This window comes from Flavobacterium cheonanense, assembly GCF_039539185.1.
Taxonomy (GTDB): Bacteria; Bacteroidota; Bacteroidia; order Flavobacteriales; family Flavobacteriaceae; genus Flavobacterium; species Flavobacterium cheonanense.
Genome location: NZ_BAABCT010000001.1, coordinates 181,281 through 197,732, shown reverse-complemented (window position 1 = coordinate 197,732; position 16,452 = coordinate 181,281). Strand labels below are relative to the sequence as shown.

At 31.0% G+C, this 16,452-nt stretch carries 15 protein-coding genes and 1 tRNA gene; 10 read left to right on the top strand and 6 right to left on the bottom strand.

Annotated features, from left to right (window positions below; genetic code table 11):
- Positions 1-209 precede the first annotated feature (209 nt).
- From ABD766_RS00955 to trxB, 4 genes are all read right to left on the bottom strand, one after another.
- Positions 210-2,870, bottom strand: coding sequence for a peptidase associated domain and porin domain-containing protein (locus ABD766_RS00955; RefSeq protein WP_344814955.1), 2,661 nt, complete (start codon positions 2,868-2,870; stop codon positions 210-212).
- 37 nt (positions 2,871-2,907) lie between these two features.
- A complete protein-coding gene (locus tag ABD766_RS00950; protein ID WP_344814954.1) occupies positions 2,908-3,663 on the bottom strand; it encodes a GLPGLI family protein in 756 nt (251 codons plus the stop codon).
- 63 nt (positions 3,664-3,726) lie between these two features.
- Positions 3,727-3,972 (bottom strand): hypothetical protein, encoded by a 246-nt coding sequence (locus ABD766_RS00945; RefSeq protein WP_344814953.1) that lies wholly within the window; start codon positions 3,970-3,972, stop codon positions 3,727-3,729.
- A 278-nt stretch (positions 3,973-4,250) separates the two neighbouring features.
- Complete coding sequence (gene trxB / locus ABD766_RS00940; protein ID WP_344814952.1) at positions 4,251-5,198, bottom strand: thioredoxin-disulfide reductase; 948 nt, start codon at positions 5,196-5,198, stop codon at positions 4,251-4,253.
- A 152-nt stretch (positions 5,199-5,350) separates the two neighbouring features.
- Here trxB and ABD766_RS00935 point away from each other — a divergent pair.
- Positions 5,351-5,425 (top strand) — tRNA-Pro (locus tag ABD766_RS00935).
- 100 nt (positions 5,426-5,525) lie between these two features.
- Here the strand turns inward: ABD766_RS00935 and ABD766_RS00930 are convergent.
- On the bottom strand, positions 5,526-6,359 hold the full coding sequence (locus tag ABD766_RS00930) for a GIN domain-containing protein (protein WP_344814951.1): 834 nt from the start codon (positions 6,357-6,359) through the stop codon (positions 5,526-5,528).
- A gap of 66 nt (positions 6,360-6,425) precedes the next feature.
- Positions 6,426-6,878 carry a DUF4442 domain-containing protein gene (locus tag ABD766_RS00925; protein WP_344814950.1) on the bottom strand — a complete coding sequence of 151 codons (453 nt, stop codon included), beginning with the start codon at positions 6,876-6,878 and terminating at the stop codon, positions 6,426-6,428.
- Between the two features lie 198 nt (positions 6,879-7,076).
- Between ABD766_RS00925 and ABD766_RS00920 the strand changes: the two genes are divergently transcribed.
- From ABD766_RS00920 to ABD766_RS00880, 9 genes are all read left to right on the top strand, one after another.
- Positions 7,077-7,532, top strand: a complete 456-nt coding sequence (locus ABD766_RS00920; protein ID WP_298303850.1) for a DUF4870 domain-containing protein — start codon at positions 7,077-7,079, stop codon at positions 7,530-7,532.
- Between the two features lie 95 nt (positions 7,533-7,627).
- Entirely contained in the window at positions 7,628-7,957 is a 330-nt protein-coding gene (locus ABD766_RS00915) for a PadR family transcriptional regulator (RefSeq protein ID WP_035126226.1), read from the top strand.
- A gap of 5 nt (positions 7,958-7,962) precedes the next feature.
- Complete coding sequence (locus ABD766_RS00910) at positions 7,963-9,711, top strand: PspC domain-containing protein (protein WP_344814949.1); 1,749 nt, start codon at positions 7,963-7,965, stop codon at positions 9,709-9,711.
- 2 nt (positions 9,712-9,713) lie between these two features.
- A complete protein-coding gene (locus ABD766_RS00905; RefSeq protein WP_344814948.1) occupies positions 9,714-10,445 on the top strand; it encodes a head GIN domain-containing protein in 732 nt (243 codons plus the stop codon).
- Between the two features lie 307 nt (positions 10,446-10,752).
- On the top strand, positions 10,753-11,658 hold the full coding sequence (locus tag ABD766_RS00900; protein WP_344814947.1) for a TIGR01777 family oxidoreductase: 906 nt from the start codon (positions 10,753-10,755) through the stop codon (positions 11,656-11,658).
- A 470-nt stretch (positions 11,659-12,128) separates the two neighbouring features.
- Positions 12,129-12,647, top strand: coding sequence for a nucleotide exchange factor GrpE (locus ABD766_RS00895; RefSeq protein ID WP_396144748.1), 519 nt, complete (start codon positions 12,129-12,131; stop codon positions 12,645-12,647).
- Between the two features lie 66 nt (positions 12,648-12,713).
- Positions 12,714-13,838, top strand: coding sequence for a molecular chaperone DnaJ (gene dnaJ / locus ABD766_RS00890; RefSeq protein ID WP_344814945.1), 1,125 nt, complete (start codon positions 12,714-12,716; stop codon positions 13,836-13,838).
- A 163-nt stretch (positions 13,839-14,001) separates the two neighbouring features.
- Positions 14,002-14,922: an ABC transporter ATP-binding protein gene (locus ABD766_RS00885; RefSeq protein WP_344814944.1), complete on the top strand. Its 921-nt coding sequence runs from the start codon at positions 14,002-14,004 to the stop codon at positions 14,920-14,922.
- Positions 14,923-15,009: 87 nt separating this feature from the next.
- A complete protein-coding gene (locus tag ABD766_RS00880; protein ID WP_344814943.1) occupies positions 15,010-16,317 on the top strand; it encodes an ABC transporter permease in 1,308 nt (435 codons plus the stop codon).
- Positions 16,318-16,452: the final 135 nt, after the last annotated feature.

The following is a 16,452-nucleotide window of genomic DNA, read 5'->3' as shown; positions in this document are numbered from 1 at the left end:
ATAATAAACCGAGCAGCAATGTTCGGTTTTTTTGTTTTTAGGACTTGTGCTGATAAATATCAGTAGCGAATGGATTGGGAGTTTTTGGTTTCCGTGTTCCTGCTATCCATTACAATCATTTCTTTTGTTGCCTTCGAGAGCCTCAGGCAACAAAAAAAGGATTTCCACTTCAATCAGGGCTAGATAGTATTTGTCTTTTTTTAAATTTTCTACAATTTATAACTCACAGAAAACATAAAAACTCTAGGTAAAACAAAAGTTCTTCTTTCGGTTATCATAAAATCTGAAAACGAATAATCATTTTTTACTTTGTTGTCAAATAGATTATTGACAAATAACTCAAAACCAAACGGACTATTTTTTTTATGATATCTTAAAGAAGTATTTGCGATATCATAAAAGTTAGTTTGATTAAAATTATCTGTATTTTTTATATTTTCGTAATCAATTCTAAAAGTAAAATATTTTTTGAAAGTAAATTCTCCTTCTGATGTCAGTTCATCAGATTGATAATTGCTTTTTGTTAATCCGTTAAATTGGCTGAATCCTTTGTTGTAACCAATACTAATGTCGGGCCATTTTTTGTAAGCCGTTTTGAAAGTCAATCCTATATTTTGATTATTTCTATCATTTGATGTAGCAACATTATTTACCGATTGCAAATAATTAAACCAACTTAAATTAGAGTTTAATTTTAAGTTAAATCGATAAATTTTTTTACTCACCGAACCCATAAATCTCCAATTTGTTTCAGGATTATCGGTTAAAATAGGAGTAGAAAATTGATTAATTCCGCTTAGTTGTATTTCGTTTCGTGTAGTTTTTACTTTTTTATTGAAGCTGGCTGTTGCATTCCAAACTATACCGCGATACATATTCATTTTGGAATATCTCAAGTTAGCTGCGTGATATTGTTCGTTTTCTAAAAGTGCATTTCCTTTAAAAACTGAATTATAAGTTTGCAAAGTAAACTGATTTGCCATTTGGCTAACTTCTGGAAATGTATTTGATAATTTGTAATTGAAGTTTAAACTCTCCGATTTATTAAATTCAAATTCACTATTAAATTGAGGTTGCAATAAGGTTTTTGAAATTGTATAATCCAATTGGTTTTGTTTAGTGCTCAAGTTATACCAATGTAAATATACTCCGGGTTTGTTAGTCCATTTTCCTATTTTGAATTTATATTCCAAACCAATATAAGTATCATTCAGCTGGTATTTTACATTATTTCCGAAACCATTATTTCCAAAATTATTGATAGTTCCGTTAGTAAGCAATTGCTTTTCTGAGGTTTCAAAATTTGAATTTATATAGTTGTTTCCAATATTGGTATATAAATGATTAAAGTTATTGATAATCCAATAATGCTTGAAAAGTGCATCAACGTTATTGCTTTTTACTCTTTTAATTTGGTCAATAGTATAGATGATATCATTTTGTAACGGAATTAAACCAGTTAGAAAAGATTGATTAGTTAACCAACGATTTTGAGGTGTATTTTTTTCGTAAGCTTGATTTACTACAAAAGTGGTTGTGTGATGTTCGTTATAACTTTTGTGCCATTCCATAAACTGTTTTACAGAAACATTATCTGCTTTAGAAATAGTTTCAAAAGTATTTGAATTTACATTTGTAATGGAATTGATGATGTTATCAATATCATTGGCACTCGATTGAAATTGTGAATTGTAATACCATTTTTCTTTTTTGTTTGGTGAATAGTCTAGTTTTATGTTACCAATTCCAAGCAGACTTTTAGAGTTGTTATCTTGAAGTTTATTCTCAAAAGATACTAAACTATTTTGAAGATAGTCGTTTTCACTTTCAATTTTGGACTGCATGAATACTTTAGAAAATATACCAAATCCAGAAATGGATAATTTAGGTGAAGTATCAAAACTGAAGTTTAGAGCACCAAATTGTGATTTATTTTCAACAACATCATTGTTGTCATTAGTAAAAAGAAATAAATTTGTCAATGATTTCCTATTTGAAAGAAAACTACTTGAACCTCCATCAAATCGCATCAAATCTTCAAAAGCGAAAGTACTTTTACCAATGTTATTAATATCTCCAATGAAACTTATGTTTGTTTTTGGTGCATAGTAGAATAATCCAGCATGTGCTAAATGAAAACCGTTATCATTAGCAATTTCTGCTCCAGTTTCAACATCGCCAAAAACAAATTTTTTCTTGTTCTCTTTTAGTTTTACATTCATTGCCAAGTCATCACTATCAGAAACTTGTTTCATAAAACCAACTTCGTTGAAATGATCAATTACTTCAATTTTATCAAGTGCATCAGCAGGAATATTCTCTACGGCAAGTTTGGAACCACCTCCAAAAAATGATTTTCCTTCTACCATCATTCTGGTAACTTTTTTACCTTGTACGGTCACATTACCTTTTTTATCAACTTCAATGCCAGGAAGCTTTTCAAGAATTTCTTTCATTTTTCGCTCATTTCCATTAGAAAAAGCTTTTACATCATAAGTAAGCGTATCTTTTTTTATTACAATTGGTTTGTATTCGTGTTTGATTACGATTTCTTTGAGTACTTCACCAGTTGATTTTAGTTTGAAATCGTGCGTAGTTATTTTTGAGTTAGGTTCTAAAATTAATACTTCTTTAATATAACCAATGTAAGAAACAGTTATTTCATATTTTACATTAGATTCTAATTCTAAGCGATAGAGACCTTTATAATCAGCGATAGCAAATTTTAAAGACGCTTTTTCTTGTAATGGTTTTGCTATAATATTAGAATATTCTAAAGGTTTACCATTATCATCAGAGACCAAGCCTGATATATTTTTGGATTGAGATAAAATAAATTGTGAAAATAATAAAATAAAAAAAAATTTCACTTAAATGAGTTTATTTAAAATTATACAGATAATTTTTTTAATTTTTTTCACTATTGAGTTCTTTATATTTTTTGAACATTATTTCTGTCATTTCTTTATCATCTTTTATATCTATTCCACCTTTTGGTTTTTCTATTTTTTTTGAAGTTTTATAATCTAAATTTATATCAGACGCATTTAATTGTATTGAACCATAAGAAACAGATAAAATTAAACCAGGAAGACCATCAAAACCATTTGGGCCAAAAGAAACTGGAATTGAAGGAGTAAACCATGCTGTAACAAGCAAATTTTTACCCGTAAATTCTCCAATTCCGGCTATTTGCTTAGTTGTCGTTGCTTTGTAGCACATTAAGCCATTAATTGTAGTCGTATCTTTTGTAATTTCCCAATTGTAGTTTTCGAATTTTTGAGGTACATTAAATTTATTACCCATAAATTCCAATTGTACCATTTTCTGTTTTGTTAAATTATTAACATATCTTATTTTGTTTTCAGATATTTGAATAATTGCAATTTTTCTGTGCATATCATCAGTGCTTTCTATATCTTCAACTACTTCGAACAAGCTTTCGTTTTTGGTATAAAGTAATTTAAATTCAATTTTTTTAAAACTTTCTAAAAAATCTTTTACATATTGTTGATTTTCTGTTCTTAGTTTTTTTAAAGATTCTGATACTTCGCTAGGTTCATTATAAACAGCTTTGTAAGTTATCTTTGCATAATTACTTTCTTGACCGAATAAATTATTTAAAAGTACTATAAATAATAGGAAAGAAAATTTTTTTTTCATTTTTCATTTTATTAAAATATTAAATAAGTCAGTATGATAAACATACTGACTTAAAATAATGAGTTATTTTGGTTGAGAATCATTACAATTGCTGTAGATGATTGACCATGTAGCTATATATGTACCAGGATCACCCCAAGCTTCAGGATGAAGTTCCATAAGAGCATTTGCAATTTCAATACATTTATTTCTAACAATTTGAACATCTTTCTCATTTTCTGTAATAATTTCCTCATCAGTAATTGTGTTTGCCATAGAAGCACTACTAAATGCTACCAATGCGATAGCTGTAAAAAATAATTTTTTCATAAATTTATAATTTAAAAGTTAATAATGATTAATTTTACAATAAATAAAATTATCGAAATACTCTAAAATTGTTTAGATATATTTAAAATTGATATTATTTTTGTCAATTATTTAAAATTAATATGTTTTAATAGATTGTACTTTGATGGCCTTAATTTATTATACATATTACAAATATTAAACATTGATTATATAAAACAAAAAAGCCATTCCAATAAAGGAACAGCTTTTATAATTTATTTTTTTTAAACTTTGTGACTTAGCGTCTTCGTGTCAAATTACTCCTTAGCAGCTAAATATCTTTCAGCATCCAAAGCCGCCATACAACCAGTTCCTGCAGCAGTAATAGCTTGTCTGTAAACGTGGTCAGCAGCATCACCACCAACAAAAACTCCAGCAACATTCGTTTTAGAAGTTCCAGGAATATTTACAATATAACCAGTTTCGTCAAGTGTTAAATAGTCTTTAAAAATATCAGTGTTTGGTTTGTGTCCAATAGCTACAAAAAATCCAGTTGCAGGTATTTCAATTTCTTCATTGGTAGTTTTGTTTAAAGCTTTTACGCTAGTAACAACTTGACCATCACCAAGAACTTCAACTGTATCGTGGTTCATTAAAATTGTGATATTTTCAGTATTTCTAACACGTTGTTCCATGATTTTAGAAGCTCTAAATTTCTCACTTCTTACCAACATTGTAACTTTTTTACAAAGTTTAGATAAATAATGTGCTTCTTCACACGCAGAATCTCCTGCACCAACAATTACAACTTCTTGATTTCTGTAGAAAAATCCGTCGCAAACCGCACACGCAGAAACACCGCCACCCATATTCAAATAATGTTGTTCAGATGGAAGTCCTAAATATTTTGCCGTTGCACCAGTTGAAATAATTACGGTTTCGCAGTGAATTTCTTTAGTGTCATTAATCCACACTTTATGAATATCACCTAAGAAGTCTACTTTTGTAGCCCAACCATCACGAACATCAGTTCCAAAACGTTTGGCTTGTTCTTCAATACCAATCATCATTTGTGGTCCAGTAATTCCTTCAGGATTTCCAGGCCAGTTTTCTACTTCATTGGTAGTGGTTAATTGTCCACCAGGTTGCGTTCCTTGATAAAGAACCGGATTCATATTAGCTCTAGCTGCATAAATTGCCGCTGTATAACCAGCAGGACCAGAACCTATTATAAGACATTTTACTTTTTCTATTGTATCAGACATGACTTGTTTGTTTTTATGAAATGCAAAGGTAAGTTTTTCTTAAAATATTTTAATGTAAAGTAGTTGACAAAAAACTATTTTAATATAAATTTTAATTATTCTTTGAAAAGATTTTGAGAAGTAATTTTTAGTATTATATTTGCACTCGCTTTCGGGGTGTAGCGTAGCCCGGTTATCGCGCCTGCTTTGGGAGCAGGAGGCCGCAGGTTCGAATCCTGCCACCCCGACAAAAGTCTTTTCATTTATTTGAAAGGACTTTTTTCTTTTTAACAAATTCAATATTTATTTTTAAAAATAAAAAAACCGAGCTAAACTCGGTTATAATAATTATTTCGTTGGTTTTTTCCTTAAAATAGCACTATCAACAAATCGTTTTAATTCTACTTTTTGATCTCCATACAAATCTATTTCCGATTTTCCTGATGCTTCTATAATTATATGTGTAGTACATAAAACACTAACATTAGTGTATGATTCCGATATGACGGAAACATTTTTTGATGTTAATTTTTTTCCATCAAATGTTGCGTTATTATCTAAACGAAGTTTTAAATCGTTAACATCTCCTTCTACAACTGCATCCGTTTTTTGATACATATCAAAGGTTAAATCTTTTGAAGTGATTAAAGCTTTTAGTTTAGCGTTTTTACTCAACGTTATCGAAGATTTATCCGCTTTTGAATTCAATTCAATTCTAGATTTATCATCCATAATTAAAGTAAAATTCTTCGCTTTTGAATTGATGAACAATTTGGATTCGTCATAACTTTTAAGAGTAATATTTTCTAGCTCTATGTCTGCAAGAGCAGTCACACTTGATTCGTTTCTAGTAATTATTGATTTAAAAGTATCTGTATATGTAATTCTAACACTTAATTTTTTGTAACCAAAAGCATTTTTTAAAGTTGATAATTTTAAAGTTGAGCCATTTAAAACAATATCAATAGCATCATGTAAATTATCGTCGGCTTCAATTTCTAATCCACATTCAGTTCCTTTTACAATAAAAACTTCAATATTATCTAAAACTTCTATAGCTTCAAAAGGCTCTATTTTTTTTATTTCTGTAGTTACAATTTTTGAACCTTTTACTTTTTCTTTCTTTTGAGAATAGGAGAGAGTAGTTATCAATAATAAGGTAAGGAAGATTGTTTTTTTCATTAGGTATTTAATTTGATGTCAAATTTATAAAAAGCAATGTTAATAGAATTATAAAATATATCATAATTATTTCACACGAACACTCCATTCGAAATCCATTTCAGAAACTTGGTCACCTTTTTCATCAACACCAATTGATTTTAGCCAAAGTGTTTGTCCTTCACCAGTTGCTATGGTTTTCTTGATAGCATCTTCAATTATAGTGCCATCATTGCAAGTAAATGTTATTCTTCCTTTTGCTTTCTTTGTAAAATTTCCTTTGTTATTGGCAACTAACATCGAAATATTTTTACCGTTTTTTTTTATTTGATACATAACTAAAGCACCAGTAGTAAGCTCTGCTGCCATAGCTTGAACCGCAAAATACATTGAATTAAACGGATTCTGATTAAACCATCGGTGTTTTACTGTCGCAACACATTTTTCAGGTGAAATGTATTTTGTTCTTACTCCACACCAAAATGCAGAAGGTAATTTGAAAAATAAAAAAGTATTCAATTTTGAAGGTGAAAATTCCATGAAGTATTGATTTTGTTGTAAATATACAAAAAATACTATGCACTCATACTAAAACACTAATGTTAATAAAATGTTAAATTTAAGTACTTTGTAATGCATAATACCTTTTTTTAGTTGTATCTTTGTATAAGAAATTAATAAGCTATCTATAGTATTATTGAAATCAAGTTTTAATCATCAATTAAAAATCAAAATAAAATGACACCAGCTAACGAACGTACCATTGCATCAGTAACACATTTGAGTTCCTTTGCTCAATATGTTTTTCCATTAGGAAATTTTATTGCTCCTATAATTATATGGAGTGCAAAAAAAAATGATTCTGAATTTGTAGACTATAACGGAAAACAAATTTTGAATTTTCAGTTAAGCGTTTTTATGTATAGTTTAATTTTAGTTTTAATTTCTTTACCGCTTTTAATCTATGGGTTTGTAGATTTGATAGGAACCAATTGCACCTTTAGTAATTTTGAAATTGAATTCAATAGTTTTAGAAATCAAGAAATCACAACTTTCATCGGAATTGCAATTGTAGCATTTGTACTTTTTATGTTTCTAAAAGTATTTGAATTCATACTTATCATATATGCAGCAGTAAAAGCATCTAATGGTGAGCGTTATAAATATCCTTTAACAATACCATTCTTTAAATAATAAGTTTCAATCATCAAAAATCATCATCAGAATCTGAACTAAATTCAGATTAAATCAAAAAATGAACAGTTTAATTAAAAAATCAAAATCGAATTATGAACATTGAAAACACAAAAGCCCAAATGCGAAAAGGTGTTTTAGAGTTCTGCATCTTATCTGTTTTAAAAGAAAAAGAAGCCTACACATCTGAAATACTAGACACTTTAAAAAACGCAAAATTGCTTGTAGTAGAGGGAACAGTTTATCCGCTATTGACAAGATTAAAAAATGACGGTTTACTCAACTATCGTTGGGAAGAATCAACTTCAGGTCCACCAAGAAAATATTATGAGTTGACCGAATTAGGAAAAACATTTTTAAACGAATTAAACGGAACTTGGACAGAACTTTCTGACGCCGTAAACATCATAACCAATCAAAAATAACAATCATGAACAAAACAGTAAATATTAATATAGGTGGTTTATTCTTTCACATAGATGAAGATGCATACCAAAAGTTATCAAGATATTTTGATGCTATAAAACGTTCACTTTCTAATTCATCAGGTAAAGATGAAATCATGAAAGACATTGAAATGCGTGTGGCTGAGCTTTTTACAGAAAGACAAAAAAGCGACAAACATGTTATCAATAATGTTGATGTTGATCAAGTAGTTGCCGTTATGGGACAACCAGAAGATTATCGAATTGACGATGATGCTGAAGCTTCTAAAAACGAACCATTTTATACTCCAAATAAAACTAAAAAATTATATCGTGATAAGGATAGAGGTTTAATTGCCGGTGTTTGTACAGGTTTAGGTCATTACACAGGAATTGACTCTGTTTGGATAAAAATAATTTTCTTAATTTTTGCATTAGTAAGTTTTGGTTGGTTTTTAATTGTATATTTAATCCTTTGGATTGCAACTCCAAAAGCCATTACAACTTCTGAAAAATTAGAAATGACTGGTGAACCGGTAACCATTTCAAACATTGAAAAAAAAGTTAGAGAAGAGTTTGAAAACGTTTCTGATAAAATAAAAAATGCAGATTACGACAAAATGGGAAACCATATAAAGTCAGGAGCCGAATCAGCAGGTTCTAAATTAGGAGGTGCTTTTACATCAGTTTTTGGAGCTTTTGCTAAAGTATTGGGAGCTTTAATAGTTGTTTTCTCTTCAATTGTTTTGTTGGTTGTTTCAGTTACATCTGTGGTAATGTTATTCTCATCATCAATGCCTGATAATAAAATTGTTGAATTCATTAAAACGCCAATCGGATTAGAAACGCCAATATGGGCTCAAGGAATATTATTCTTCTTTGCAGCTGGAATTCCATTGTTTTTTCTTCTAATTTTAGGATTGAAATTATTAGTAACTAACTTAAAATCAATTGGAAGCATTGCTAAATACAGTTTGCTAGCTCTTTGGATTATTGCTATCGGAATTTTAATTTCATTAGGAATCAGCGAAGCTAATCAATTGGCTTATTCTGGAAAAGCTTTAGAAAAACAAAGTATGACTGTTGCAGCAACGGATACTTTAAAAGTAAGATTTGCTTACAATGATTTTTATTCAAAAAGAATTGAAGATAGAAGCGAATATAGAATTGTACAAGATTCACTTGGAAATGAAGTAATTCACTCTACAAATGTTACCATCCATTTGAAAAAAACGGATAAAGCTTTCCCATACGTTCAAATTGAAAAATTAGCGCAAGGAAAATCATTTGCTGAAGCCAATCAAAGAGCTCAAAAAATTAAATACAACTACAAAATAGTTGGTAATGAATTAATTTTAGATAACTATTTTACGACAGAAACAAAAAACAAGTTCAGAGGTCAAATGGTTGAGGTTTATCTTTATTTACCTGAGGGAATTGTATATTATCCAAACGAAAATGTAGAAGCTTATTTAAGCGGACACAATGCAGATTTCGATTACTACTATGGTCCAGAAGGTTATAAATATAAAGTAAAAGGTACCGAATTAGATTGTTTAAATTGTCCAAATGAAGATAACGAAAACAAGGATGAAATTCAATCAGAAGAAATCAACGTAATTGATGAAAATGATTCAACAGAAACTATTTCTGTAAAAGTGAACGGTAAAGAAGTTATCCAAACTTTAAGAGGAAAAGACGAAAAAGGAAGTTTAACAATAAACAAAGACGGAATAATCATTAAAACTAAATAGTCATGATAAAATTTATAGTTTTTTGTACAAAAATATTGGTCATAGCAATTGTATCATTACTTTTTTCTTCTTGTAATCTTGCAATTAATGGAACTAAAGGAAACGGAAACGTTCAAACAGAGCAACGAAAAATATCAGAAGCTTTTACTAAAATTTCTGTAAATAGAGGAATAGAAGTAATCGTTGAGCAAGGTGATGTTGTAAAAGTTGAAGTTGAAGCCGATGAAAATTTGCTTAAACTCATCACAACCAAGGTTGAAAATGGAACTTTAGTAGTTTCATCTGATGAAAATATTTACAGTGCTGAGAAAGAAGTTGTAAGAGTTACAATGCCTGTAATTGAGGGTTTTGAAACAACAAGTGGTTCTAATTTATCTAGCGCATCAGTTATAAAAGGTTCAAAAATGTATGTTAAATCAAGTAGCGGAAGCGAAATAGACGTCAATGCCGAATTCGATACTATTTCAAGCGAATCTACTAGCGGAAGTAATATTACATTATCAGGTAAGGCATTAAAATTCACATCAGCAGCATCAAGCGGAAGCGAAATTGAAGCAGGAAATCTTTTAGCAAACGAAGTAGTATCTCAATCTACAAGCGGAAGTTCAACTCAGGTTAATCCAAGAGTCTTGTTAAAAGCAAAAGCATCAAGTGGAAGTTCCATTGAATATACCAACAAACCAAAGACAATTGTCAAAGAAGAAACTTCAGGCGGAAGCGTTTCAGGCCTTTAGAATTTATTTATAGTTTTAGTTGTAACGAAAATCCCAGCGAAAGTTGGGATTTTTTATTTAATCTGAACTCGTTTCAGATTCTCAAGAACTCGTTTCAGTTAATTTTGTAGCACTGAGTGCAGTCGAAGTGCTTTTAAATTTGTGTAATATAAGTTCAAAATAATTCGTGTCAATTCGTGTAATTCGTGGCTACTTTCCAACCTGATAATCTAAAAATTAGTGTTGACAAAATTCAACAAAAGTTAAACCAATAACAATTAACGTACATTTTAGAATCATAAATCGTAATTTTGAATAAAAAAAGAAAATGAAAGTTTTAATTACAGGTGCAACAGGTTTAATAGGAAAAGAATTGGTAGCGTTGCTTCTAGAAAACAATCATACCGTTCACTATCTTACAACATCGCCACAAAAAATCCAGAATAAAACCAATTATTACGGCTTTTATTGGAATCCACAAGAAGGAAAAATCGATGATAATTGTCTCGATGGTGTTGATACTATTGTTCACCTTGCTGGTGCATCTATTTCACAACGTTGGACTAATGCTTACAAACAAGAGTTGATAGAAAGTCGTGTATTATCTGCTAATTTACTTTTCAATCTAATAAGGAAAGCACCCAATCAAGTAAAACATTTTATCTCAGCATCAGGAACAGCCATTTATCCTGATAGTTATTCTAAAATATATGATGAATCCTCTACAGAAATTGATACTACTTTTTTAGGTAATGTTGTTATTAAATGGGAGGAAAGTGCTGATCAATTCAAATTGCTAAATTTAAAAGTTACAAAACTTCGTACCGGAATCGTTTTTTCCGAAAAAGGAGGCGCACTTTTAGAAATGATAAAACCAATCAAAATGTATGTTGGTTCAGGTTTTGGTTTTGGAAAACAAATGCAATCATGGATTCATTTAACCGATGTTGCCAATCTTTATTATTTTGTGATTCAAAATCAAACAGAAGGTATTATCAACGCCGTTTCACCCAATCCAATTAGCAATCAAGAGTTAACTAAAGCCATTGCAAAACAGCTAAAAAGACCTTTGTTTTTGCCAAATGTTCCTCAATTCGTAATGAAATTAATCCTTGGTGAAATGCATATTCTGCTTTTCAACAACAAGAATATTCTTCCAAAAAGAGCACAAGAATTAGGATTCAAATTTCAATTTCCAACAGTTAAAGAAGCGCTTGAAAACATCATAAAATAAAAAAAGTTCTAGCTTTTACTAGAACTTTTTTCAACTTGAATTAATAATATCTTTTGCTTTTCAGCGAATCATAACCTTTTATAAATCCAAATATAACGATTTCGAGGAGCAAAACTCTTAAAGTTTTATTAAAGTTTTTAAGAAGCATCACTTCAGGCATTTTTTAATCCATTTTCGCGCTGTCCGAGTTACATGGTAACTTCTCCCATCACGGCTAAACTCAATCTTTAGGCTTATAAATTCAGTTTTTCACAAGATATTTTCTTAAAATAACAAATTTAAACTTTATGCTCTTCGTATTTTATTCGAGACTTTGTGGTAAAAAATACGTGACAATTTGACATTTTTAAAGAAATGGCAGTACTTTTGCACTTCAAAAAATCACAATGAACATCAAAAATATATTTAAAAATAAAAGCACAATGAGTACTGAAAATACTGATAAAGAAATTCTTGAAAATGAAAATGAAATGGCAACCCAATCAGAAGGAAACCCTACTGAAGAAGCAACGCCAGGAGTTGAAGCCGCTGAAGAATTAACCGTTGAGCAAAAATTAGAAGAAGAATTAGCCAAAGAAAAAGATAAATTTCTACGCCTTTTTGCCGAATTCGAAAACTATAAAAAACGTACCTCAAAAGAACGTATCGATTTATTCAGAACTGCCAATCAAGAAGTTTTGCAAGCCATGTTGCCAGTTCTTGACGATTTTGACAGAGCTATGATTCAAATAGCAAAATCTGAAGATGAGGTTTTATTAAAAGGAGTGGAATTAATTCACGAAAAATTAAAATCAACACTAGTTTCCAAAGGATTAGAAGAACTTGACATTAGAACAGGTGATGCTTTCAATGCCGATTTTGCAGAAGCAATTACCCAAATCCCTGCACCATCAGACGATTTAAAAGGAAAAATCGTTGACGTAATAGAAAAAGGTTACAAATTAGGAGACAAGATAATTCGTTTCCCAAAGGTTATTTTAGGACAATAATATATTTTTATGTATTGGGTTTTGACTTGGTCTTAATACTCAATACTTAAATCTTAATACAAGAACATGAAAAAAGATTTTTACGAAATATTAGGCATCACAAAAAGTGCCACACCAGAAGAAATTAAAAAAGCCTATCGAAAGAAAGCCATAGAATTTCACCCTGACAAAAATCCAGGAAATGCTGAAGCGGAAGAAAATTTCAAATCTTGTGCAGAAGCTTATGAAGTTTTAAGCGATCCAAACAAAAAAGCAAAATACGACCAATACGGACATCAAGCATTCGATGGCGCTGGAGGTTATGGTGGTGGCGGTCACATGAATATGGATGATATTTTCAGCCAATTCGGTGATATTTTCGGAAGTGCTTTTGGCGGTGGCGGATTCAGTGGTGGATTCGGTGGAAACTCTGGTGGACAACGTCGCGTTAAAGGAAGCAATCTTCGAATCAAAGTTAAATTAACTTTAGAAGAAGTTGCCAATGGTGTTGAGAAAAAAGTAAAAGTTAAAAGAAAAATCCAAGCTCCAGGTGTTCGTTATAAAACGTGTTCGGCATGTAATGGTCAAGGTCAGGTTTTGAGAGTTACCAACACTATTTTAGGTAGAATGCAAACCGCTACTACTTGTCCAACATGTGGTGGTGCAGGTCAATCAATCGAAAGCAAACCAGCCAACGCTGATGCTCAAGGAATGATTCTCGAAGATGAAACTGTTTCAATCAAAATTCCAGCAGGAGTTGTTGATGGTATGCAGCTTAAAGTTTCCGGAAAAGGAAATGACGCACCAGGAAACGGAATTGCAGGTGACTTAATTGTAGCCATTGAAGAATTAGAACACGAATTTTTGAAACGTGAAGGTGAAAATCTTCACTACGATTTATATATAAGTTACCCAGAAGCCGCTTTAGGAGTTTCTAAAGAAATTGAAGCCGTAAACGGAAAAGTTCGTATCAAACTAGAAGAAGGAATCCAATCGGGTAAAATTTTAAGGCTAAAAGGTAAGGGAATTCCGAGTTTAAACAGCTACGGAAGTGGTGATTTATTAGTTCACGTAAACGTTTGGACACCAAAGACATTAAACAAAGAACAAAGACAATTCTTTGAAAAATCGCTGACGGATGATAACTTTATTCCTCATCCAGAAAAGAGCGATAAATCTTTTTTTGAAAAAGTTAAAGATATGTTTTCATAATTATAAAATAATTTCTACATTTGACTAATTACTTGGAAACAGGTAATTTCTTTTTCATAGCAATTTTTCCCATCCTTGTGTCAAAATAAGGGTGGGTTTTTTTTGTAACAAACACTTTCAAATAGCTACTAATTCAGTACTTTTACACAAATTAATTTTCAGAATGAGCAATATACTCGAAGTAAAAAATGTCGTAAAGCAATATGGTGATTACACAGCGCTAAACGAAGTTTCTCTTTCAGTTCCAAAAGGCAGTATCTACGGACTTCTAGGTCCGAATGGCGCCGGAAAAACATCCTTAATTAGAATCATCAACCAAATTACAATGCCCGATAGTGGTGAAGTAATCCTAGATGGCGAACCTTTAAAACCAGAACACGTTGCCTTCATTGGATATATGCCAGAAGAACGTGGTTTGTACAAAACAATGAAAGTTGGTGAGCAATGCTTGTATTTAGCTCAACTAAAAGGTTTATCTAAGCAAGAAGCCAAAACGCAATTAGATTATTGGTTTGATAGACTAGAAATTCAAGGTTGGTGGAACAAAAAAATGCAAGAACTTTCCAAAGGAATGGCTCAAAAAGTGCAATTTGTGGTAACAGTTTTGCACAAACCCAAATTATTAATTCTAGACGAACCTTTCTCAGGATTTGATCCAGTAAATGCCAATTTGATTAAAGACGAAATCATCGAATTGAACAAGCAAGGAACATCTGTAATTTTTTCAACACACCGAATGGAAAGCGTTGAAGAAATGTGTGATTACATTGCATTAATTCACAAATCCAATAAACTGATTGAAGGAAAACTAACTGATGTCAAAAAACAATTCAGAACCAACAGTTACGAAGTCGGAATTCTAAGCAACAATATCGAAGGTTTAATGTATGATTTATCACAAAAATTCACACTTTCTCAAACCGATTTCAAATCACTAAACGACGAATTAAAACTAGAAATCAACCTTGGAACTGCAACTCCAAATGAATTATTAAATACCTTAATTCAACGCGGACAAGTAACCCATTTTATGGAAAAAATCCCAAGTGTAAACGATATTTTTATTAAAACTGTAACAGAGTAAAAATCAATTTTCAAATCCCAAATTCCAATAAAGAAGCGAAATAAATTTTGGAATTTGGAATTTAAAATATTGGAATTTAAAATATATATGAGCAAGCTACTACTAATCATAAAAAGAGAATTCATTGCCAAAGTTCGCAATAAATCCTTCATTGTAATGACGTTTTTGAGTCCGTTGTTATTTGTTGGAATTGGAGTTTTTGTTGGTTATTTAAGTCAAATGAAAGCCGATTTAAAAACCATTGCCATACACGACGAAACCGGAAGATTTGTCAATGATTTCAAAAGCGATGACGAATACAAATACCTAAATCTTTCCAATGTAGATTTAAAAGTCCTAAAGGATAGCATCATCAGCGAAAGCTATGAAGGACTTCTAATCATTCCAAGATCTACTGATAATACTTCACTTCAAAAGAACATTCAATATGTTTCTAATGATAGTCCAGGTGTTATGTTCGTGGAAGATATTGAAGACGTGATAGCTAAAAGAATTACGGCTGAAAATTATCAAAAACAAGGTTTAGATACCTTAAAAATCAATCAATCGAAAGCAGATGTTTCTATAAAACTAAACAAAGCTTCGGGTGAAACTGCCTTGAAAGGATTAAACGAAATCAAAATCGGAATCGGTGGCGCATTTGGATATTTAATCATGATGTTCATCGTTATTTACGGTAACATGGTTATGAGAAGCGTTATTGAAGAGAAAACGTCTCGTATTATTGAAGTCATCATCTCATCCGTAAAACCATTCCAATTAATGATGGGAAAAATCATCGGTACCTCATTAGCAGGAATCTTGCAATTCATGATTTGGGCATTACTAGGTATGACAGCAATGTTTATAATGTCGTCGATTTTTGGAGTTCAAATGGGAGCAACATCATCGGCACAAACACAAGAAGCAATGCAAATGGCTCAAAAAGGAATGGGTAGCGATATTCAAATGTATATTAAAGAGTTATGGAATTTGCCAATAGCAACAATTCTAATATCATTTATTTTCTATTTCATAGGAGGATATTTTCTTTACAGTTCATTTTACGCCTCAATTGGCGCAGCTGTTGACAACGAAACCGATTCACAACAATTTTTGTTACCTATAATAATGCCTTTAATTCTAGGAGTTTACATCGGATTTTTCACCGTAATAAACGATCCACACGGAACAGTGGCAACCGTTTTTTCAATGATTCCGCTTACCTCACCAATCGTAATGATGATGCGAATTCCATTTGGTGTGCCTTGGTGGCAAATCGCCATCTCAATGACCTTACTTTTTGGTACATTTCTTGGTGTAGTTTGGTTCGCAAGTAAAATTTACCGCGTCGGAATTCTAATGTACGGTAAAAAACCAACTTGGAAAGAACTATTCAAATGGCTTAAATACTAGGAGCGAATGGCTCGGGTTTTATCAGTAATCCTTGTTCCTGCTTTTCATTTCAATCTTTTTTCAATTGCCTCTGGTTTAAACCAGAGGCAATTGAAAAAAGGATTTCCATTTCAATCAGGGCAAATTGAATAACCA